The organism is Streptomyces sp. Je 1-369 (assembly GCF_026810505.1).
Taxonomy (GTDB): domain Bacteria; phylum Actinomycetota; class Actinomycetes; order Streptomycetales; family Streptomycetaceae; genus Streptomyces.
The window spans coordinates 1,892,421-1,907,554 of sequence record NZ_CP101750.1 but is presented as its reverse complement, the minus strand read 5'-3'; the positions used below and the strand labels follow the sequence as shown (position 1 = coordinate 1,907,554).

The following is a 15,134-nucleotide window of genomic DNA, read 5'->3' as shown; positions in this document are numbered from 1 at the left end:
AGTGGATCAGCCTTCCTGGAGGGTCGTCAGACCGTGCTGGATGAACACGGGCACCAGCTCGCCGATCCTGTCGAAGCCCGCGCCGACCGTCTGGCCCAGCGTGTAGCGGTAGTGGATGCCCTCCAGGATCACGGCGAGCTTGAACCACGCGAACGCCGTGTACCAGGAGACGGCCGACACGTCGCGCCCCGAGCGCGCGGCGTACCGCTCGATCAGCTCGGCCGGATCCGGGTGGCCCGGTGCGCCCGCCGTGGTGCTGACGGGGGAGTCGGGCACCTCCAGCTTCGCGCTGTACATCACGAGCAGGCCCAGGTCGGTGAGCGGATCGCCGAGCGTGGACATCTCCCAGTCGAGGATGGCCTTGATCCGGTCGCCGTCGCCTATCAGCACGTTGTCCAGGCGGTAGTCGCCGTGGATGACGGTGGGCGCGGGGGAGTCGGGGAGCGAACGGCCGAGCGCCGCGTGCAGCTCGTCGATGCCGGCGAGCTCGCGGTTGCGGGACGCGTCGAGTTGCTTGCCCCAGCGGCGCAGCTGCCGGTCCAGGAATCCGTCGGGCCGCCCGAAGTCGCCGAGCCCGACGGCCGCCGGGTCGACGGCGTGCAGGTCGACGAGGGTGTCGACGAGGCCGAGGACCGCGTCACGGGTGCGCTCGGGGCCGAGCGGCGCGAGCTCCTCTGCGGTGCGGTACGGGGTTCCGTCCACGAACTCCATCACGTAGAACGGCGACCCGATGACGGTGTCGTCCTCGCAGAGCAGCACGGGCGCGGGCACCGGCACGTCCGTCGGGTGCAGGGCCGCGATCACCCGGTGCTCGCGCTTCATGTCGTGCGCGGTGGCGAGGACGTGGCCCAGCGGGGGACGCCGGACCACCCAGCGCGACGTGCCGTCGGTGACGGCGTACGTGAGGTTCGACCGGCCGCCCTCGATGAGGCGGGCGGAGAGCGGGCCGCCGACCAGGCCGGGCCGCTCGCGGTCGAGGTGGCCGCGCAGCTGGTCGAGGTCGAGGCCCGGCGGGTGGTCTGAGCTCATCTTCGCTCCTGATCGGCGTGGTGGCGTGCCACTGCGGGGTGGCGTGCCCTCCATGATGCCGACCAGTCGGTATGCCGTCCAGAGGCTACCGCGCCCCGGCGCGGGGCGCGGGCGGAGCGCCGGGCGCGAGTCTCAGTGGTCGTCCCAGTGCCCGTCGTGCGCCGCGTGCCGGTGACCGTCGTGCACGTAGTCGACGTGGTCGTCGTGCGTCACGGAGTCGTGGCCGCAGCCGTCCCCGTGCTGGTGGTCGTGGCCCTGGTGCGCGGTGTGGCCGGACGGCTCGCACTCGTCGTAGTGGTCGGAGTGCAGGCGGTGCATGTGGCCGTCGTGCGCGTAGTCGACGTGGTCGCCGTGCGGCACCTCGGGGTGGCCGCAGGCCGGGCCGTGGACATGGTCGTGCACCGGGTGTTCGTGGTGGAGGGTCGTCATGGCGCGCACCTTCTGTGGCTGCGGGGAAGGGTTGACCCTCTCAGGCTAGCCCCTGATGCCCAGTTATTTCCCGTATGCGAGTGTTGTCAGGCTCGTAGGTGTTTCCCCCTGTCTTCCCCAGTCTTCCCCAGTCTTCCCCAGTCTTCCACTGACCTCCACTGACCTCCACTGACCTCCGCGAAGGCGACCCCTCATGAAGGCGATCAGTTACCGCAGCTACGGCGGGCCCGAAGTCCTCGAGTACGGAGAGGTGCGCGACCCCAAGGTCGGCCCCGACTCCGTCCTCGTGAAGGTCCGCGCCGCCGCAGTGAACCCCGTCGACTGGAAGTGCAGGGAGGGCCACCTCGACGGCCTCCTGGACCCGGTCTTCCCCGTGATCCCCGGCTGGGACGTCGCCGGTGTGGTGGTCCAGCCGGGCGCGGCGGCGCCGGAGTTCGCGGTCGGGGACGAGGTCATCGGCTACGTACGCGAGGACTTCCTCTCCCGCGGCACGTTCGCCGAGTACGTCGCCGCGCCGATCCGCACCCTGGCCCGCAAGCCGCGCAACCTCACCTTCGAGGAGGCCGCCGGGCTGCCGCTCGCCGGTCTAACCGCGTACCAGGTCATCCACCAGGCGCTGGAGGTCACCGAGGGCGACGTCGTCCTCGTGCACGCGGCGGCGGGCGGCGTCGGCTCGATCGCCGTGCAGCTGGCCCGGCACGCGGGCGCCCGCGTGATCGGCACCGCGAGCGAACGCAACCACGACTTCCTGCGCGAACTGGGCGCCGAGCCGGTCACGTACGGGGACGGTCTGGTGGACCGGGTCCGCGGACTCGCCCCGGAGGGTGTCGACGCGGCGTTCGACACGGTGGGCGGCGACACGCTGAAGGCGTCCGCGGAACTCCTCTCGCCCGGCGGCCGCCTCGCGTCCATCGCGGACGGCGGCGTGATCGGCCTCGGCGGCCACTACTGCTTCGTACGTCCCGTGGCCGCGGACCTCAAGCACCTGTCCGAACTCGCCGAGCAGGACGTCGTGACCGTCCACGTGGACAAGACGTTCCCGCTGGAGCGGGCCGCCGACGCGCACCGGCTGAGCGAGGAGGGGCGGGCCAGGGGGAAGATCGTGGTGACGGTGGACTGGGGGGACTGAGGGGAACGCCCCCTCGGGTGCCCCCCCAACGGGCCCCAACCGCCCCTCAGAAGAGCATCACCATCGCGCACACCGCCAGCGCGAACGTGCACAGCGCAGCCGCCCGCGCCGCCCGGAGCGACATCGTCCGGGGCCGGGGCGCCGTCAGCGTGACCATCCGGCGGTGGGCCACCGCCAGGAAGCCGAGCCAGAGCAGCAGGCACAGCGCGCAGGCCAGCACGCCGAGCGCGGTCGCCCCGTCGTGCAGGACCGCGCGGGCGGCGAGCACCGCGGCCACCGTGCACGACAGGGTCGTACGCCGCCACGCGAGGCGGGTGCGCTCCGGCTGCAGACCGGGGTCACGGACCTGCGCGGCCCCGGGACCAGCCCCGGGACCAGCCCCGGGACCAGCCCCGGGACCAGCCCCGGGACCAGCCCCGGGACCAGCCCCGGGACCAGCCCCGGGCCCGGCCCCCGCCCCCTCCGTCACCCCTCCCACCCGAACAGCACGACCACCACCATGGCGAGCGCGACCACCGCGACCGCCAGGCTCAGCACCGTCGGGAAGCGGCTCGACGGCAGGTCGTCGCCGCGCCGCATGGCCCGCTCGCAGCGCACCCAGTGGTTGACCGCGCGCAGCGAGCACAGGACGCCCGCCGCGAGCAGCGCGAGCGCGAGCCCGATCCGCCACCCCCAGCGCAGGTCCGGCAGGAACTGGTCCACGGCGAAGCCGCCGCCGATCAGCGCGAGCGCGGTGCGCAGCCAGGCGAGGAAGGTGCGTTCGTTGGCGAGGGAGAAGCGGTAGTCGGGGGTGTCGCCGTCCTCGCGGATCCGCTCGGGCGCGAACCACAGCTTCATGCTCTGTACGAAATTGCTCACGGCCGCACCATAGGCGGTGTCGATCAAGGTGCGCCGGTCACGCCATGCCGCGCTCACGGCGCTTGCCGCTCATGCCGCTCATGCCGCTCATGCCGCGCGGAAGGCCTTCAAGCGGTGGTAGGCAGCGAGCCCGTCCGGCACCCACTCCCATTCGTCCAGCCGCCGCTCCAGCTCGTCCTCCGTGACGAACGCGTGCCAGGCGACCTCCTCGGCCTGTGGTTGTACGGGCAACTCGCAGCGGACTTCGTAGAGGTACGACCACCAGGACTTCCCGGCGCCGTCGTCGTACAGGAACGTGAACAGCGGGGTGGGCCGCGGCAGCCCGTGGACGCCGAGCTCCTCCTCCGCCTCGCGCAGCGCCGCGTCGTCGCAGGACTCCCCGGCGCCGACCACGCCGCCGACGAACATGTCGTACAGCGAGGGGAAGACCAGCTTGGTCGGGGTGCGGCGGTGCACGAAGACGCGCCCCTCGGCGTCGCGCGCCAGGATGAACACGCAGCGGTGGCGCAGCCCGCGCGCATACGCCTCACCGCGCGGGGCCTCGCCGGTCACCTCGTCGTGCTCGTCGACGATGGTGATCATCTCTTCGCTGGGGTCGGGCACGGGCCCACTGGCGGCAGTCATGCCGCCCATCCAACCCCACTCCGGCGAGACGGGACCGACGGGCCGGTCACTGCCCCATGACGTACTTCACGGTCGGCCCCGCCGTCCAGCCGCCGTCGACGGCGAGCTCGGCGCCCGTGACGTAGGAGGCGGCGTCGGAGAGCAGGAAGACCATGGCGCCCGCGATCTCGTGCGGCTCGCCGACCCGGCCCATCGGCGTGTTGGGGTACTTGCCCTCGCCCTTCTCGATGCCCACCTGGGCGGTCATCGGGGTGTACGTCATGCCGGGGTGCACGGAGTTGACCCGGATGCGTGCCGTGCCGAGCTCCACCGCGCCGATCTTGGTGAGGCCGCGCACGCCCCACTTCGACGCGCCGTAGCCCGCGGTGAGGGCGAGGCCCATCAGTCCTGCGGCGGAGGAGATGTTGACGATCGACCCGCCCCCGGCCTCCTTCATGGCGGGCACGACGGTCTTCATGCCGATGAAGACGCCGGTGAGGTTGATGTCGAGGACCTTGCGGAAGTGCTCGACGGACTCCGACTCCAGGAACTGGCCGGTGGATATCCCGGCGTTGTTCACCAGGCCGTGCACGCCGCCGAACTCGGTGACGGCGAGGTCGACGACGCGCTGCCAGTCCTCTTCCGACGTCACGTCGTGGTGCGCGAACCGGGCGCGCTCGCCGAGTTCCGCGGCGGTGGCCTCGCCCTCGTCCGCGAGCACGTCGGTCAGGACGACGTTGGCACCCGCGGCGACGGCCTGGCGGGCGGCCTCCGCGCCGAGGCCGCGCGCGGCGCCGGTGATGATGGCGGTGCGGCCGGTGAGGTCGTGCTGGCTCATGAGGGGTCTCCAGGGGTCGGATGCGGGGCCCGCAGCAGTGCAGCGGTGGTGGCGGCGAGGTCGGCCAGGAAGACGTCCTCGCCGGTCAGGGGGGCGGTGTCGGCCAGGTACTGGCGTGCGCGGTCGCCCAGCGCGGCGCCGACCATCGTGAGCGCGAGGTCGAGGCGTTCCAGGCGGAGCGGCTCGGGCAGGTCGGGGGAGAGGGCGACGAGCCGGTCCTCGATGTGCCCGATCAGCGTCCAGTAGACGGTGCCGTCGAGGGTGGGGTGCGGGGTACGGGTGCGGACGCCGCTCTCGTGGCTGAGCTGGGCGGAGATGCGCAGACAGCGGCACCCGCGCTCGGTGCGGAGCTCGGTGGCCTCGGCGCGGACGAGGGCGGTGAGGAGTCCGTGCAGGCCGATGTCGTCGCCGGAGCGGGCGAGCTCGGCGGTGAGGACCTGCTCGGTGCGGTGCTGGCGGGCGGCCATCACGGCGTCGAGGAGCCCGGCGCGGGAACCGAAGTGGTACTGGACGGCGGAGGGGTTGCTCTGCCCCGCGAGCCGGACGATGTCCCGCAGCTGAGCCCCGTCCACGCCTTGCGCGGCGAAGACCTCTTCCCCGGCACGGATGAGCTTCTCCCGGGTCTCGGGACCTGAGGTTCTGGCCATGCGCCCACACTAATGCTGCCCATTATTAAAAAGCGAGCGGAACGGGATCCGCGGTCGCAACCCGTCAGATAGGTGTTTCAACCCGTCCGGGGGTCCCGTCGGCCCGCCGCCCGCACGCATCGCGTACCGGAGCTCGACGAACTCCCCCGCCCTGTCGGTTGACGTCGGTCACTCCGCTGCCCAGGATCTGACCTGAGCGTGAGATGACCCACCAGTAACGTTGCGGGCCCGGTCCGGGCTCTTGTCCGGGACCCTGTCGAGGAGGACGACCTCTATGGCGTACGACGCAGATGTGATCGTGATCGGGGCAGGGCTCGCCGGACTCGCGGCGACCGCGGAGCTCGTCGACGCGGGCCGTCGGGTCATCCTCGTCGACCAGGAGCCCGAGCACGCGATCGGCGGTCAGGCGCACTGGTCCTTCGGCGGCCTGTTCTTCGTCGACTCGCCCGAGCAGCGGCGGATGCGCATCAAGGACTCGCACGCGCTCGCCCTCCAGGACTGGATGGGGACGGCGGCGTTCGACCGCCCGGAGGACCGCTGGCCGCGCAAGTGGGCGGAGGCGTACGTCGACTTCGCGGCCGGTGAGAAGCGGTCCTGGCTGCACGGGCAGGGCGTCCGGTTCTTCCCCGTCGTGGGCTGGGCCGAGCGCGGCGGGTACGACGCGCAGGGGCACGGCAACTCGGTGCCGCGCTTCCACATCACCTGGGGCACGGGCCCGGGGCTGCTCGAACCGTTCGTGCGGCGGGTACGGGCGGGGGTCGCGCGCGGCCTCGTCCAGCTGAGGTTCCGGCACCGCGTCACGGGTCTCTCGCGCAGCGCGGGCAGCGTCGACACGGTCACCGGTGAGGTCCTCGAACCGTCGGCCGTCGCGCGGGGCGAGGCGAGCAGCCGCGTGGTGACCGGCGACTTCGAGTTCCGGGCCCAGGCGGTGATCGTCACGTCCGGCGGCATCGGCGGCAACCACGACCTGGTCCGCGCCAACTGGCCCGAGCGGCTCGGCACCCCGCCCCAGAGGATGATCTCCGGCGTCCCCGCCCACGTGGACGGCAAGATGCTGGGCATCGCCGAGGGCGCGGGCGCGCACCTCATCAACCGCGACCGCATGTGGCACTACACCGAGGGCATCCAGAACTGGAACCCCATCTGGGACCGGCACGGCATCCGCATCCTGCCCGGCCCCTCCTCGCTCTGGCTCGACGCGCGCGGCGACCGGCTGCCCGTGCCGCTGTTCCCCGGCTTCGACACGCTCGGCACCCTCGAACACATCATGAAGACCGGGCACGACTACACGTGGTTCGTGCTCAACCAGCGCATCATCGGCAAGGAGTTCACCCTCAGTGGCTCCGAGCAGAACCCCGACCTGACCGGCAAGTCCGTGCGCGGCGTCATCGACCGCGCGCGCTCCGAAGTGCCGGGGCCCGTCAAGGCGTTCATGGACCACGGCGTCGACTTCGTCGTCGAAAGGGAGCTGGGCGCCCTCGTGCGCGGCATGAACGCACTCACCGACAAGCCCCTCATCGACGAGGACACCCTGCGCCGCACCATCGCCGCGCGCGACCGCGAGATCGCCAACCCCTTCACCAAGGACCTCCAGGTGATGGCCGCCCGCGGCGCCCGCAAGTTCCTCGGCGACCGGCTCATCCGGGCCGCCGCCCCGCACCGCATCCTCGACCCGAAGGCGGGCCCGCTCGTCGCCGTACGCCTCAACATCCTCACCCGCAAGACCCTCGGCGGCCTGGAGACCGACCTCTCCTCGCGCGTCCTGACCGAGGGCGGGCGGCCGCTGCCGGGCGTGTACGCCGCCGGGGAGGCCGCCGGATTCGGCGGCGGGGGAGTCCACGGCTACCGCTCGCTCGAAGGGACGTTCCTCGGTGGCTGCCTCTTCTCGGGCCGCACGGCGGGCCGCGCCGCCGCCCGCGCGGTGAAGTGAGCGCGACGCGATCATGATTCGACTGTTGCTCCAGTGGTGCTTGGTAGGGGAGTTCGCCCCGGTGACGGATGAAGTCTGTGGAATGTGAGTCGAGTTGGTGAAGGCGCTGCGACCACCGGGCCTTGACGTGGAGCAGTGCCTACCGCTTTGCTGTGCGTGATCATCCGTACGCAAGCCGCCTCGGGGAGGACGTCCCGCGGTGTCACCACCCCCGCCCCCACTGGGCCGGTCCCGCAAGAAAGCCGCGGGGCACGCCTTCGACGCCGCACTCGACGACGCCGAACTCGTCGCCGCACGCGCGGCCCTGGCGCAGGGCCGCTGGACCGAGGTCCGCGCGCTGCTCGCCGCCACCGGCGACGACTGGGACCGCAGGGGACACCGCGTCGACGTCCTCGCACAGGAGCCCACCACCACCGCGTGGGCGCGCGACTGGCGGCTCGCCGAGCCCGAGAGCCACGACGCCGAGGTGCTGCTCGCCTTCGCCGCCGTACACAAGGCGCTGCGCGGGAAGGAACGTTCGGGCAAGGTGCGCGAGCGGTGCCGCGAGGCCGCGGCCCGCGTGCCCGCCGACCCCACGCCGTGGCTCGCGCTGCTCATCCTCGAACGCGCACTGGGCCACGAGGAGGACGTCGTACGCCTCTTCGACGAGATCAGGCACCGCCACCCCGAACACCACCACGCCCACCACCTGATGGTGGCCCGCCTCGCCGAACGTCGCCCCGGCGCGGGCCAGGACCCGATGCACGAGGTGTACGACTTCGCATCCTGGGCGGCCGAACAGGCCCCCGCCGACTCGCCGCTCGCCGTCCTGCCCGTCGTCGCACACGCCGAGCGCTACCGCGTCCTCGCCCACGCGGGCCTCGAACCCGCGGACCCGGCCGCGTCCGGACACTGGATCGGGCGCCGCGCCCGCGGCGTCATGAAGGCCGCCTTCGACTGGTGGCTGGAGTGGGAGACACCCGACGACCCCGGCCACCCCCGCTGCCACGTCGACCTCAACTTCCTTGCCCACGCGAAGTCCTGCGAGGGCAGGGCGGCCGAAGCCGCCGCGCTCTTCCACCGCATCGGACGGAACGCGACCCCGGCCCCCTGGTCGTACCCGGACAGGGACCCCTACGCGGCGTTCACCGCCGCACGGGCCGCAGCGTTCGGCTCGGCCTGAAGCCTGAAGCCTGAAGCACCCTCCGAACCTCCGAAGAAGCTCCGAAGAACCTCTGAAGAACCTCCGAAAGGACGACCGCGCCATGGCGACGGGAAGTTCGAGCCCGAGCGGAACCAGATCCCCCGGCGACCCAACGGGTGGCACCGGGATCAGTACGTACAAGGGACAGGAGCAGGCGCTCCGCGCGGGCAGGCTCGGCACCGCGGGACTGCTGCTCTCCGTGCTCGCCGCGACCGGGCCCCTGATGGTCGTCGCCGGCGTCATGCCCACCACGTACGGCGTGATGGGCATCGTCGGACAGCCCCTCCTCTTCCTCATCCTCGGCGTCGTCCTCGCGCTCTTCAGCCTCGGGTACGCCGAGATGAGCCGCCACGTGCACAACGCCGGCGCGTTCTACGCGTACATATCCCGCGGCCTCGGCGGCACCGCGGGCGCGGGCGCCGCGCTGGTCGCACTCGTCGCCTACAGCGCCCTGCAAGCGGGCCTCTACGGGCTGCTCGGCTTCGAGGTGTCCGGGCTCCTCCAGACCTACTTCGAGGTCGAGGTCGCCTGGTGGGTCCCTGCGCTGGCCACCGTGGCCGTCGTCGGCGTCCTCGCCTGGATGAAGATCGACCTCAACGCGCGCGTGCTCGGCGTGCTGCTCCTCATCGAGGTGGCCCTCGTCGTCATCTTCGACATCGCCGCCGTCGTCGACCCGGCCAAGGAGGGCCTGTCGCTGCACGCGTTCAACCCGGACACGCTCACCGGCGCGGGCGTGGCCACCTCGCTCTGCTTCTGCATCGCGGCCTTCACCGGCTTCGAGCAGGCCCCCGTGTACGCGGAGGAGACCAGCCGCCCGCAGGTCGTCGTCGCCCGCGTGATGTTCTTCGCCGTCGGCTTCGTCGCCGTCTTCTTCGCGTTCAGCTCCTGGGCGCTCACCGTCGCGGCGGGCCCCTCCGGCATTGTCCCCGCGGCGCAGGAGCAGAGCGCGGGGCTGCTCTTCGGCCTCACCGAGTCCCGGCTGGGCGGCACCTTCACCGACGTGCTCCACGTCCTCTTCGTGACCGGCATGTTCGCGGCGATCCTCAGCTTCCACAACGTCGTCGCGCGGTACGCGTTCGCGATGGGCCGCGAGGGCCTGCTCCCCGCCGCGTTCGCCCGCACGAATACGTCCACGGGCGCGCCGGGCACGGGCTCGCTGCTCCAGACCGTCGTCTCCGTCGTGGTCGTGATCGGCTTCGCCGTCGCCGACGACGGCAAGGCGGGCGACCCGACCGCACCCGTCCTGCACCTGTTCACGTGGGGCGGCAACATCGGCGCACTCGGCGTGATCCTGCTGATGGCCACGGCGTCCGTCGCCGTCATCGTCTTCTTCGCCCGCAGGGGCGCGGCCCGCGCCCAGGCCTGGCGCATCGCGGCCTCCGCGCTCGCCGCGGTCGGCCTCCTGGTCATCGCCGGCTACACCGTCAAGGACTTCGACGTCCTGGTGGGCGCGGGCCCCGACTCGGCTCTCAGCTGGGCGCTGCCGGGCATCATCTTCCTGGCGGCGGTGATCGGCGTGGTGTACGGGGCGGTCCTGCGGAGCAGGAACCCGGCGGCACACGCGAGGATCGGCCTCGGCAACGAGGCGTTCCAGTTGGAGAAGGCGTCGGCCTCGCCGAAGGCGTAACGGGTTCCGGTAAGCCCGACGGCCGCGCTGCGAAGTGCAGCGCGGCCGTCGGGCTCGTGGGTACTGCTCTGTACGGTCAGCTGTCAGCTGTCGCTAGATGATCAGGGACAACAGGAGCACCAGGCCGCCCGCCACCACGGAGATGATCGTCTCCATGACGGACCACGTCTTGATCGTCTGACCGACGTCCAGCCCGAAGTACTCCTTGACCAGCCAGAACCCCGCATCGTTGACGTGCGAGAAGAACAGCGAACCCGCACCGATGGCGAGGACGAGCAGGGCCGTGTGCGACGTCGACATGTCCGCGGCCAGCGGGGCCACGAGGCCCGCCGCCGAGATCGTCGCCACCGTCGCGGAACCCGTCGCGAGGCGGATCGCCACCGCGATCAGCCAGGCGAGGAGCAGCGCCGGGATCGACCAGTCCTTGGAGAAGTCCAGGATCATCTGGCCCACGCCCACGTCGATGAGCGTCTGCTTGAAGCCGCCGCCCGCGCCCACGATCATCAGGACGCCCGCGATCGGGGCGAGCGACTTCTCGACGGTCGTCGAGAGCCGGTCCTTGGTGAACCCGGCCGCGCGGCCCAGCGTGAACATGCCCACGATCACCGCGGCGAGCAGCGCGATCAGCGGCGACCCGATGACGTCGAAGACCCGCTGCACGGTGGCATCGGGGTCGTCGATCACGATGTCCACCAGCGCCTTGGCCAGCATCAGGACGACGGGCAGCAGCACGGTGGCCACCGTCGCGCCGAAGCCGGGGCGCTTCTCCAGGTCCTCCGAGGGACGCTGCGGGATCATCTTCTCGGGCGCGGGAACGTCCACCCAGCGGGCCGCGACCTTCGAGAACAGCGGCCCCGCGATGACCACCGTCGGAATGGCGACGAGGACACCGAGCGCGAGCGTGACACCGAGGTTGGCCTTGACCGCGTCGATCGCGACGAGCGGGCCGGGGTGCGGCGGGATGAGCCCGTGCATCACGGAGAGACCGGCGAGGGCCGGGATGCCGATCCGCATCAGCGAGTAGTTGCCGCGCTTGGCGACCATCAGGACAACCGGGATCAGCAGCACGATGCCGACCTCGAAGAAGAGCGGCAGACCGATGACGGAGGCGATGAGGACCATCGCCCACGGCATGGCGCGCCCGCCCGCCTTCGCGAGGATCGTGTCGACGATCTGGTCGGCGCCCCCGGAGTCCGCGAGCAGCTTGCCGAGGATCGCGCCGAGCGCGATGAGCACGCCCACACCGGCGACCGTCGAGCCGAGCCCGGCGGTGAAGCTGGTGATGGCCTTGTCGAGCGGGGCGCCCGCGAAGGCGCCGAGCGCGAGCGACCCGACGGTCAGCGCGAGGAACGCGTGCAGCTTGAACTTGGTGATGAGCAGGACGATGACGGCGATGCCCGCGAGGACGGCGATCCCCAGCTGGGCATGGCCCGCCGAGGTGATCGGCTCGACGGACTCCGCTGCCAACATCTCGACGCTGAGATGGGTCACGGTGCTTCCTTGTACGTGGGTGCGGGGCGCCCCGTAGGGGCGCGGATCAAAGCCTTCCGGCGGGAGCGCTCAGCCGAGCCGACCGAGCGCCTCGACGGCCCGGTCGGCGATGTCATCCGGGCTACCGGCGACATCGACGGCGACGCCCGCCTCATCCGCCCCGAGAGGCTGAAGCGTGGCGAACTGGGAGTCGAGCAGCGCCGTAGGCATGAAGTGACCCTGCCGGTGCGACATCCGGTCCTCGATGAGGGCCCGGTCACCGGTGAGGTGGACGAAGACGACGTCGGGCGCGGCCGCGCGCAGCCGGTCGCGATAGCCACGCTTGAGCGCGGAGCTGCTGACCACCCCGCCGAGCCCCGCCCGCCCGTGCGCCCAGGACCCGATCGCGTCGAGCCAGGGCCACCGGTCGTCGTCGGTGAGCGGCGTGCCGGACGACATCTTCTGGATGTTCGCCGGCGGGTGGAAGTCGTCTCCCTCGGCGTACGGAACGCCGAGCCGGTCCGCGAGCAGGGGGCCGATCGTGGTCTTGCCGGTCCCTGCCACGCCCATGACTACGACGACGTGGGGGGTGCGCCGTTCCTGCATCGCGTACTGCCTCGCTGTCTTCATCGACATCGGTCGGTTGTTCACGTCACTGAAACCCATTAGGTCAGACAAATTCAAGAGCCTGTGACGTAAAAGTCTGACTTATTGTTCCCGTGTCACTCCTCGTAGGCTTCCGTCATGACCGCACAGGCCCGAGGGCTGCACTCCCGCGTACTGGAAAGCCTCGGGCCCGCCATCACCGCCGGCGAGTACCCGCCGGGCAGCGTGTTGCGCACGGACGAGCTGGCGCAGCGCTTCGAGGTGTCCCGCTCCGTGATGCGGGAGGCCGTCCGGGTCCTGGAGTCCATGCACCTCGTCGCGTCACGCCGCCGCGTGGGCGTCACCGTGCTGCCCACCGAGGAGTGGAATGTCTACGACCCGCAGGTCATCCGGTGGCGGCTGGCCGGCGCCGACCGGCCGCGGCAGCTGCGCTCGCTGACCGTCCTGCGGTCCGCCGTCGAGCCGGTCGCCGCGGGGCTCGCCGCGCGGTACGCCACGGCGGCGCAGTGCGCGCAGCTCACCGAGTGCGCGCTCGGCATGGTCGCCCACTCGCGGGGGCACCAGTTGGAGGGCTACCTCAAGCACGACGTCGCCTTCCACCGGGTCATCCTCAACGCCTCCGGCAACGAGATGTTCGCCCGGCTCGGCGATGTCGTCGCCGAGGTCCTGACGGGACGTACCGCACACCAGGTGATGTTCGAGGACCCGGACCCGCCCGCCGTCACCCTGCACGTCCAGGTCGCCGAGGCGGTCAGGGAGGGCGACGCGGTCCGCGCGGAGGCCCTGACGCGGGAGATCGCGCTGGGCGCCCTGGAGGAACTGGACATCCTCGCGCCCTGAGACCGGGGACCACCGGCCCCTGAGACCGGGGACCACCGGCCTTGCGGGCGAGGGAGCCACAGCATCCTCAGCCCCTGCGACCGAGAGCCCGCCCCCGTCGGTGACAATGGGCGCCATGTCCCGACGCGCCCGCCGCCCCGCCACCACGTCCTGCCCCTGCGGGCACCCCCAGCCGTACGAGAAGTGCTGCGGAAGGCTGCACCGGGGCGAGGCCGCCGCGAGCAGCCCCGAAGAGCTGATGCGCTCCCGCTACAGCGCCTTCGCCGTACGGGACGAGGGGTACCTGCTCCGCACCTGGCACCCCCGCACCCGGCCGCCCCTCGTCGAGTTCGACCCGGCGATGCGCTGGGTCGGCCTGGAGATCGAGGAGACCACCGAGGGCTCCGCGTTCCACACCACCGGCACGGTGACGTTCCGCGCCCGGTACACCGACAGCGGCCGCCCGGACTCCCTGCACGAGAAGAGCAGGTTCGAGCGCGTGGACGGCTCGTGGCTGTACGTGGACGGCGACTTCATCGACTGAGGCGGGGCCGCACCGGGACCGGGACGGTCACAGCACGTCCCCGTACTCGCTGACGGCCCCCTCCGGAGCCAGCGCGTTGACGTAGTGGCCGGGCCCGTGGTCCTCGAAGGAGTACGTGAACGGGATCGTCCGCGTCAGCGCGAGACGCGCCGCGAAGAACGCGAGCGGCGCCACCACCGCGAGCCCCGCGAGGCTGTCCATCTGCGGATAGTGCAGGCCAGGGTCGTGCACCTCGGCCCAGCCGCCCTCCCGCGGCCCCCGCGCGAGCTCGGACAGCGAGCGCCCCGCGGCCCGCGCCCTGCGCCCCGCGTTGCGGCGCAGCTGCCCGCAGAGCAGGTCACCCGGCAGCGAGACCGCGTCGATGGCCGTCTCCGCGGCGAAGGCGAGCGCGCCCTCCGTCACCCCGCGCGGCCTGCGGTAGTGGAATTCGCGGCCGAACGGGGCGTACGGCCCCACGGGCCGGGGCGGCAGCGCGGGCACGACGTCACGGTCGAAGATGTAGCGCAGGAGCCGGTCCCGCAGGACGTGTTCGCCGCGGTGGTCGGTCGCCGCCGCGCACGCCTCGGCGAACTCGGGGCCGCCGAGCAGCGGCTGCCCGAAGGTGTAGACGGCCCGCAGGCGTTCGGCGACGGCGTGGTAGCGCGGCTCGTGGGTCAGGACCACCCCCATCAGCGCGGCCATCGCCCCGCCCAGGCTGTGCCCGGTGATGTACAGCGCCTCCATGCCGTCGCCGCGCACGCCCTTCTCCGTGGGGTCGACCGACTCGCCGCGCGCCGCCCGCTCCAGGGCCTGCATGATGAGGTGCCGGGTGGCGCGCATGTTGCGGTAGAAACCGGCGTGGACCTGGTGGCGCGTGCCCGCCAGCTCCACGGAGAGCGTCTCGGGGCGCACGTCGGCGTCCGTGAGGATGCTGATGATGTCCTCGGGCTGGGTGCCGCGGTAGCAGAGGATCACCACGCGGCGGTCCTTGTCCTGGATCAGATAGGCGGCCGATGCGATGTACATGGCGTCGACGCGCTGCTCGAAGACCCGGCAGCGGTTCTCCTCCAGTCCGAGCCGCGACATGATCATCGCGACGGTGCCGGGGTCACCGACCCGCCCGGCCCCGGCGTACGCGTACGCCGCGCAGGTCGCCATGGTGTGCGGGACGGGGCCCTCCGTCTCGGGCGGCCCCTTCGCCGCGGCGAGCAGATCCACCAGATCCTTGTGGACCGGGAAACCGCCCGGCCCGCCCTCGGTGGGCTCCTTGAGCGGGCGCAGCTCTGCGAAGCCCGGTCCTCTGGCGAAGTCGTCCCGCATGGTGTCCCCCCACGGCGAGCGGCGGCCGCCCCCACGACGCGCGGGGGCCGCACCGGAGCTGCGAGCACACCACCGGCCCGGCGCACCGTCAACTCGGCGGCTCCCGCACGGCGGTCACCCGAC

At 72.0% G+C, this 15,134-nt stretch carries 16 protein-coding genes; 6 read left to right on the top strand and 10 right to left on the bottom strand.

Going from position 1 to position 15,134, the window contains the following annotated elements; genetic code table 11:
* Positions 1 to 6 precede the first annotated feature (6 nt).
* Positions 7 to 1,029 carry a phosphotransferase family protein gene (locus tag NOO62_RS08685; RefSeq protein ID WP_268770317.1) on the bottom strand — a complete coding sequence of 341 codons (1,023 nt, stop codon included), beginning with the start codon at positions 1,027 to 1,029 and terminating at the stop codon, positions 7 to 9.
* 132 nt (positions 1,030 to 1,161) lie between these two features.
* Positions 1,162 to 1,458: a hypothetical protein gene (locus tag NOO62_RS08680; protein ID WP_268770316.1), complete on the bottom strand. Its 297-nt coding sequence runs from the start codon at positions 1,456 to 1,458 to the stop codon at positions 1,162 to 1,164.
* Positions 1,459 to 1,651: 193 nt separating this feature from the next.
* Between NOO62_RS08680 and NOO62_RS08675 the strand changes: the two genes are divergently transcribed.
* Positions 1,652 to 2,587, top strand: a complete 936-nt coding sequence (locus tag NOO62_RS08675) for an NADP-dependent oxidoreductase (protein WP_268770315.1) — start codon at positions 1,652 to 1,654, stop codon at positions 2,585 to 2,587.
* Between the two features lie 46 nt (positions 2,588 to 2,633).
* Here NOO62_RS08675 and NOO62_RS08670 read toward each other — a convergent pair whose 3' ends face one another.
* The 5 genes from NOO62_RS08670 to NOO62_RS08650 form a co-directional block, all read right to left on the bottom strand.
* Complete coding sequence (locus NOO62_RS08670) at positions 2,634 to 2,918, bottom strand: DUF202 domain-containing protein (protein ID WP_268775518.1); 285 nt, start codon at positions 2,916 to 2,918, stop codon at positions 2,634 to 2,636.
* Positions 2,919 to 3,052: 134 nt separating this feature from the next.
* Positions 3,053 to 3,424, bottom strand: a complete 372-nt coding sequence (locus NOO62_RS08665; protein ID WP_414930974.1) for a YidH family protein — start codon at positions 3,422 to 3,424, stop codon at positions 3,053 to 3,055.
* 108 nt (positions 3,425 to 3,532) lie between these two features.
* Positions 3,533 to 4,069 carry an NUDIX hydrolase gene (locus tag NOO62_RS08660; RefSeq protein WP_268770313.1) on the bottom strand — a complete coding sequence of 179 codons (537 nt, stop codon included), beginning with the start codon at positions 4,067 to 4,069 and terminating at the stop codon, positions 3,533 to 3,535.
* Between the two features lie 46 nt (positions 4,070 to 4,115).
* A complete protein-coding gene (locus tag NOO62_RS08655; protein ID WP_268770312.1) occupies positions 4,116 to 4,886 on the bottom strand; it encodes a glucose 1-dehydrogenase in 771 nt (256 codons plus the stop codon).
* Positions 4,883 to 5,533: a helix-turn-helix domain-containing protein gene (locus NOO62_RS08650; protein WP_268770311.1), complete on the bottom strand. Its 651-nt coding sequence runs from the start codon at positions 5,531 to 5,533 to the stop codon at positions 4,883 to 4,885. The genes NOO62_RS08655 and NOO62_RS08650 overlap by 4 nt, the downstream gene beginning before the upstream one ends.
* Before the next feature lie 274 nt (positions 5,534 to 5,807).
* Here NOO62_RS08650 and NOO62_RS08645 point away from each other — a divergent pair, with 274 nt between their 5' ends.
* The 3 genes from NOO62_RS08645 (at position 5,808) to NOO62_RS08635 (ending at position 10,273) form a co-directional block, all read left to right on the top strand.
* Positions 5,808 to 7,463, top strand: coding sequence for an FAD-binding dehydrogenase (locus tag NOO62_RS08645; RefSeq protein ID WP_268770310.1), 1,656 nt, complete (start codon positions 5,808 to 5,810; stop codon positions 7,461 to 7,463).
* Positions 7,464 to 7,662: 199 nt separating this feature from the next.
* Positions 7,663 to 8,625: a hypothetical protein gene (locus NOO62_RS08640; RefSeq protein WP_268770309.1), complete on the top strand. Its 963-nt coding sequence runs from the start codon at positions 7,663 to 7,665 to the stop codon at positions 8,623 to 8,625.
* Positions 8,626 to 8,707: 82 nt separating this feature from the next.
* Positions 8,708 to 10,273: an APC family permease gene (locus tag NOO62_RS08635; RefSeq protein WP_268770308.1), complete on the top strand. Its 1,566-nt coding sequence runs from the start codon at positions 8,708 to 8,710 to the stop codon at positions 10,271 to 10,273.
* A gap of 93 nt (positions 10,274 to 10,366) precedes the next feature.
* Here NOO62_RS08635 and NOO62_RS08630 read toward each other — a convergent pair whose 3' ends face one another.
* Complete coding sequence (locus NOO62_RS08630) at positions 10,367 to 11,764, bottom strand: gluconate:H+ symporter (RefSeq protein WP_268770307.1); 1,398 nt, start codon at positions 11,762 to 11,764, stop codon at positions 10,367 to 10,369.
* 69 nt (positions 11,765 to 11,833) lie between these two features.
* Entirely contained in the window at positions 11,834 to 12,349 is a 516-nt protein-coding gene (locus tag NOO62_RS08625; RefSeq protein WP_268775517.1) for a gluconokinase, read from the bottom strand.
* A gap of 138 nt (positions 12,350 to 12,487) precedes the next feature.
* Here NOO62_RS08625 and NOO62_RS08620 point away from each other — a divergent pair, with 138 nt between their 5' ends.
* A complete protein-coding gene (locus NOO62_RS08620) occupies positions 12,488 to 13,189 on the top strand; it encodes a FadR/GntR family transcriptional regulator (protein WP_268770306.1) in 702 nt (233 codons plus the stop codon).
* Positions 13,190 to 13,304: 115 nt separating this feature from the next.
* The gene (locus NOO62_RS08615; protein ID WP_268770305.1) at positions 13,305 to 13,712 is read left to right on the top strand and encodes a YchJ family protein; all 408 of its coding nucleotides are present in this window, start codon (positions 13,305 to 13,307) and stop codon (positions 13,710 to 13,712) included.
* Positions 13,713 to 13,739: 27 nt separating this feature from the next.
* Here the strand turns inward: NOO62_RS08615 and NOO62_RS08610 are convergent, their stop codons facing one another.
* Positions 13,740 to 15,011, bottom strand: coding sequence for a lipase family protein (locus tag NOO62_RS08610; RefSeq protein ID WP_268770304.1), 1,272 nt, complete (start codon positions 15,009 to 15,011; stop codon positions 13,740 to 13,742).
* Positions 15,012 to 15,134 lie beyond the last annotated feature (123 nt).

Coding starts and splice junctions, on each gene's coding strand:
- NOO62_RS08620 (WP_268770306.1), top strand. CDS start 12,488: ATGACCGCACAGGCCCGAGGGCTGCACTCCCGCGTACTGGAAAGCCTC.
- NOO62_RS08610 (WP_268770304.1), bottom strand. CDS start 15,011: ATGCGGGACGACTTCGCCAGAGGACCGGGCTTCGCAGAGCTGCGCCCG.
- NOO62_RS08615 (WP_268770305.1), top strand. CDS start 13,305: ATGTCCCGACGCGCCCGCCGCCCCGCCACCACGTCCTGCCCCTGCGGG.
- NOO62_RS08635 (WP_268770308.1), top strand. CDS start 8,708: ATGGCGACGGGAAGTTCGAGCCCGAGCGGAACCAGATCCCCCGGCGAC.
- NOO62_RS08680 (WP_268770316.1), bottom strand. CDS start 1,458: ATGACGACCCTCCACCACGAACACCCGGTGCACGACCATGTCCACGGC.
- NOO62_RS08665 (WP_414930974.1), bottom strand. CDS start 3,424: ATGAAGCTGTGGTTCGCGCCCGAGCGGATCCGCGAGGACGGCGACACC.
- NOO62_RS08645 (WP_268770310.1), top strand. CDS start 5,808: ATGGCGTACGACGCAGATGTGATCGTGATCGGGGCAGGGCTCGCCGGA.
- NOO62_RS08655 (WP_268770312.1), bottom strand. CDS start 4,886: ATGAGCCAGCACGACCTCACCGGCCGCACCGCCATCATCACCGGCGCC.
- NOO62_RS08650 (WP_268770311.1), bottom strand. CDS start 5,533: ATGGCCAGAACCTCAGGTCCCGAGACCCGGGAGAAGCTCATCCGTGCC.
- NOO62_RS08675 (WP_268770315.1), top strand. CDS start 1,652: ATGAAGGCGATCAGTTACCGCAGCTACGGCGGGCCCGAAGTCCTCGAG.
- NOO62_RS08660 (WP_268770313.1), bottom strand. CDS start 4,069: ATGACTGCCGCCAGTGGGCCCGTGCCCGACCCCAGCGAAGAGATGATC.
- NOO62_RS08685 (WP_268770317.1), bottom strand. CDS start 1,029: ATGAGCTCAGACCACCCGCCGGGCCTCGACCTCGACCAGCTGCGCGGC.
- NOO62_RS08625 (WP_268775517.1), bottom strand. CDS start 12,349: ATGCAGGAACGGCGCACCCCCCACGTCGTCGTAGTCATGGGCGTGGCA.